The following is a 4,638-nucleotide window of genomic DNA, read 5'->3' on the forward strand; positions in this document are numbered from 1 at the left end:
TTTATTTATACATGTATAAATAAATTAATTTTATCTTATATGAATTTTTTATCTTATACAAATGAAGAATATTAATAAATGCTTGTACTTTCAAAAATGTTATATTTACCTATGCATTTAATTCTCAATATAGTGCTTTATCATTATTTTCATTGTCATGTAATTCTAATTTTCTTTCAAAAAACTTCCAAAACCCTAATTGCACCATATCATATTATGATACAATCAAATAAAAACTTTATTTGCTAAATTAAGAATAAGAGTAATAGCAACATGCATAAAGCAACCACTCATCAGATAATCAGTTAATTTAATTTTCCATGACAATTTTTATATTTCTGACCGCTACCACAAGGGCAAGCTTTATTACGTCCGATTTTATTTTGGGAGGGTACAAAAGGCTGAATGGACTGAGGTTCAGAGATAACAACATCTGTTTCACTCTGCTGCAGGGTAGTCATTTCAGGATGTTGATATTGCAATTCGATATTCGGTTGCTGAAATAATCGTTGCTGCTGCTCAGCCACCTGTTTTCCCGTCGTAATTTCTAATTTTGATAGAGTAGCAACAACTTCATACTTAAGTCGTGCCAACATTTTCCTGAATAATTCAAAAGATTCACGCTTATACTCTTGCGCAGGATTTTTTTGAGCATAACCACGTAAATAAATCCCTTGTCGTAAATGATCCATTGCTGCTAAATGCTCCTTCCAATGATCATCTAACAATTGCAGCATAATTGTTTTTTCCAAATCACGAATAATTTTAAAACCAACTCTTTTTTCTTTTGTTTTGTAGGCATGGATAATTTCATCAATTATCCGCTGATGTAATCTTTTTTCATGCAGAGCTACATCTTTTTCGAGCCATTCCGCAATAGGAAGAGCCACCCCAAAATCTTCATGAATCTGCTTTTCTAAATCTGCGACAGCCCATTCTTCTTCTAAACTTTGAGGTGGTATAAAAAGACTCACCATATCACTCACTGCCTCTTCGCGAATTGCTTTAATGATATTAGCAATATTATTGGTTTGTAATAATTTAAAACGTTGCTGATAAATTACTTTACGTTGCTCATTAGCTACATCATCATACTCTAACAACTGCTTTCGAATCTCAAAATTCATTCCTTCCACACGTTTTTGGGCTTTTTCAATAGCACGACTAATCCATTTATGTTCAATAACGTCTTCTTCTTTTACGCCTAAGCGACGCATCATATTGGACATTCGTTCAGCAGCAAAAATGCGTAGCAAATTATCTTCCATTGAAAGATAGAATTGGGAAGAACCAGGATCACCTTGTCGTCCCGAACGACCACGTAATTGATTATCAATGCGGCGAGACTCGTGACGCTCAGTTCCTAATACGTGTAACCCCCCTGCTGCAATAACGGCATCATGTCGTTTTTGCCACTCTACTTTACGCTTTTTAGTTTCTGCTTCAGATAAGTTATCTAATTCAGCCAATTCAGCTTCTAAATTTCCACCTAAAACAATATCGGTTCCACGTCCAGCCATATTCGTAGCAATAGTCACTGCTCCAAGACGCCCTGCTTCAGCAATAATTTTTGCCTCACGCTCATGATTTTTAGCATTCAAAACTTCATGTTTAATATTAGCTGTTTTCAGTAGCTGTGATACTACTTCAGAGGCTTCAATCGAAGCAGTTCCAATTAACAAGGGCTGTCCTTTTGCATGACATTTCTTAACTTCTTCAACAATCGCCTGGAGTTTTACTTTAGAAGTTAAGTAAATTTGATCTGGATCATCTCGGCGAATCATTAGTTTGTTAGTAGGAATGACAACAACCTCTAAACCATAGATTTTCTGTAATTCAAACGCTTCGGTATCAGCTGTACCTGTCATTCCAGACAACTTTTCATAAAGACGGAAATAATTTTGGAAAGTAATCGTCGCCAGGGTTTGATTTTCTAATGCAATAGGAACAGCTTCTTTTGCTTCAACTGCTTGATGCAAACCATCAGACCAACGACGTCCCGGCATTAACCGACCCGTATGTTCATCGACAATAATCACCTCATTATTTTTTATAATGTAATGCACATCCCGATAGAACAATGCATGTGCACGCAAAGCGGCGTACACATAATGCATTAATGACATATTTACCACATCATATAAACTTTCCCCAGCTTTCATAAGCCCTTCTTTTACAAGCAAAGCTTCTATAGTTCGGTGACCTTGTTCCGTCAAATAAACTTGTCGATTTTTTTCATCTATGGTGTAATCACCAGCATCTTCTTCCCCCACCTCTTTTTGTTTTTCTCCTTCTTCCATTTTTTGTGATCTTAAAAAGGGAATCAGTTTGTTTATTTTAATATAAAGATCAGAGGACTCTTCTGCTTGTCCTGAAATAATCAAAGGTGTTCGGGCTTCATCAATTAAAATTGAATCGACTTCGTCAATAATAATGTAATTCAATTGGCGCTGAACACGTTGGTCTAAACTAAATACCATATTATCTCGTAAATAATCAAAACCAAATTCATTATTGGTACCATAAGTGATATCTGCTGCATAAGCAGCTTGTTTTTCTACAGGCCCCATTCCTGGTAAATTAATGCCTACCGTTAAACCTAGAAATGTATAAATAGGTTGCATCCATTCCGCATCACGTTTAGCTAAATAATCATTTACAGTAACAAGATGGACACCTTTTCCAGTCAGGGCATTAAGATAAGCAGGCATTGTTGCTACCAAGGTTTTTCCTTCCCCTGTACGCATTTCTGCAACTTTACCATTGTGAAGAGCAATTCCCCCTATTAATTGAACATCAAAGTGACGAAGCCCTAAAGTTCTGATACTCACCTCGCGCACTACAGCAAACACTTCTGGTAATAGTGCGTCCAAAGTTTCACCTGTTTTAAGTCGCTTCTGAAATTCACTGGTTTTGGTACGCAAAACCTGATCAGACAGAGCCTTAATCTTGGGTTCTAAGGCGTTAATTTTGAGGACTATCTTTGAATAACTTCTAAGCAACCGCTCGTTGCGAGTACCAACTATTTTTTTAATAAGATTGCCAAGCATAACCAGCATTGTATATCATTGATGCATGAAGGGAAAAATTTTCTGACAGAATAAAGTAAATGCAAACTAATGATGCTAAATCAATTAAAGAGTGCTTGCAAAGCAATGCACTTAAACTACTTGTCCAAAAAGCACAAAAAATCCTTGCGCTAGAAACTTTTTTAAATCAAATTTTACCTCCAGAAATTGTTCCTTATTGTCGAATTATGAATCTTTCTCAGGGAACCTTAACTCTCCATCTAAAAAGCCCAGTTTGGGCTACCCGAGTTCACTACTTAGGTCCTTATTTATTGAAACAACTTTCTCAGCAAGATCTTATGATTCGGAAGATCCAATGTCGAGTTCAACCCGATTTATAGAAGAAAATAGAAACAACAGCTTAAAATATTAATAATTTAAAGAGCTATATAAAACTTATCATGAATATCTAATGGTTAAAAAAATTATAAGTTGCATCTGGCATAATATCTTTCCATTAGGTTAGAATTTCCGATAAAGCAAAATATATTAGAGAGTAATATGAGAGTGTTATTTGTTATTACGATCATAAAAAAATAAATTACTAAAATAGTCATAAATTAATTAACAGCAAAAAGTTACCCTGTTGCCATTAGCCTCCCCGTTTTTGTGAGTACTTTTTTGTGAGTACTTTTTAACAAACTAGAGAGTACCATCAAAACTATATAGCAAAACTAGAAAATAACTTTAACCATCATCGCTCACTATCTGAAATAATTTTAGCCAGCTTTACAATACTCTCTTTTTTAATTTATAATATAGTTTCTCTTTCTATATAAAACAAATTTAAATTTAAATAGATATAAATTTAAAGGTGATCATGGGGGCGATCAGGCTTTGACGTAAATTCTGAAACCTAAGACGCATGTCGAGCCGGCAACGAAGGCTCGTAAATTTATCAGTTGCAAATTGTATATCTGCAAACGATACACAATACGCTGTAGCTGCCTAATAAACGCAGCTTCCCATTATCAGGATTGGCTTATAGATTCTGACTAATGGTCATATTTTATAAGCTCGCTTTCAAAGGATAACCCGTCATTTGAAAGTTAAAATTTAGGGCTCGCTGTTAATCTTTCCTGCACGTCGGGTGGTTATTAGCTAAATAATAGACGATGCTAAGCATGTAGCATCAAAGGTAGATGATTTACGGACGTGGGTTCAATTCCCACCGCCTCCATTAATCTAATGTAACATCTCATATTAAAAATCACCACTTCCTTTATTAAAAAAATCGAATTAATGTTAGTAGGTATAAAAAATTTATGACGTTCTTTTTGCTGTAATTTCTTTAGCAATACTTAACGTTTCTCCATCTTTGATCGATTATTGTGTCACAATAGAAAATCGTGATATTGTGTTGTAATACTCTATAATTTTTGTAATATTCATTTCAGAATACTTTTCTACATAATGAGACAAGATAGTCTACCTAAGACTGTTCTAGCTAGATCTTTTATTTTTTAAATATATTTTGTAAAAAATTCAATAATATTTTTTACAGTTTGATTGGCTTTCATAATCATACCACCTAAGAAAATTAAATCCACGACTTTAATCACTTATTACT

General features: G+C 34.5%; 2 protein-coding genes and 1 other RNA gene. 2 read left to right on the plus strand and 1 reads right to left on the minus strand.

Features of this window, described 5'->3' with window-relative positions; genetic code table 11:
- Positions 1–305: 305 nt before the first annotated feature.
- Entirely contained in the window at positions 306–3,050 is a 2,745-nt protein-coding gene (secA, locus tag CLERM_RS03380; protein ID WP_195909782.1) for a preprotein translocase subunit SecA, read from the minus strand.
- A 59-nt stretch (positions 3,051–3,109) separates the two neighbouring features.
- On the opposite strand from secA, the gene CLERM_RS03385 reads away from it, so the two are divergent.
- Both CLERM_RS03385 and ssrA read left to right on the plus strand, forming a co-directional pair.
- Positions 3,110–3,409 (plus strand): DciA family protein, encoded by a 300-nt coding sequence (locus CLERM_RS03385; protein WP_102157182.1) that lies wholly within the window; start codon positions 3,110–3,112, stop codon positions 3,407–3,409.
- 481 nt (positions 3,410–3,890) lie between these two features.
- Positions 3,891–4,251, plus strand: a transfer-messenger RNA (tmRNA) gene (ssrA, locus tag CLERM_RS03390).
- The last annotated feature ends 387 nt before the right edge of the window (positions 4,252–4,638 follow it).

This window comes from Coxiella-like endosymbiont (assembly GCF_002871095.1).
In the GTDB taxonomy this organism is placed as follows: Bacteria; Pseudomonadota; Gammaproteobacteria; order Coxiellales; family Coxiellaceae; genus Coxiella.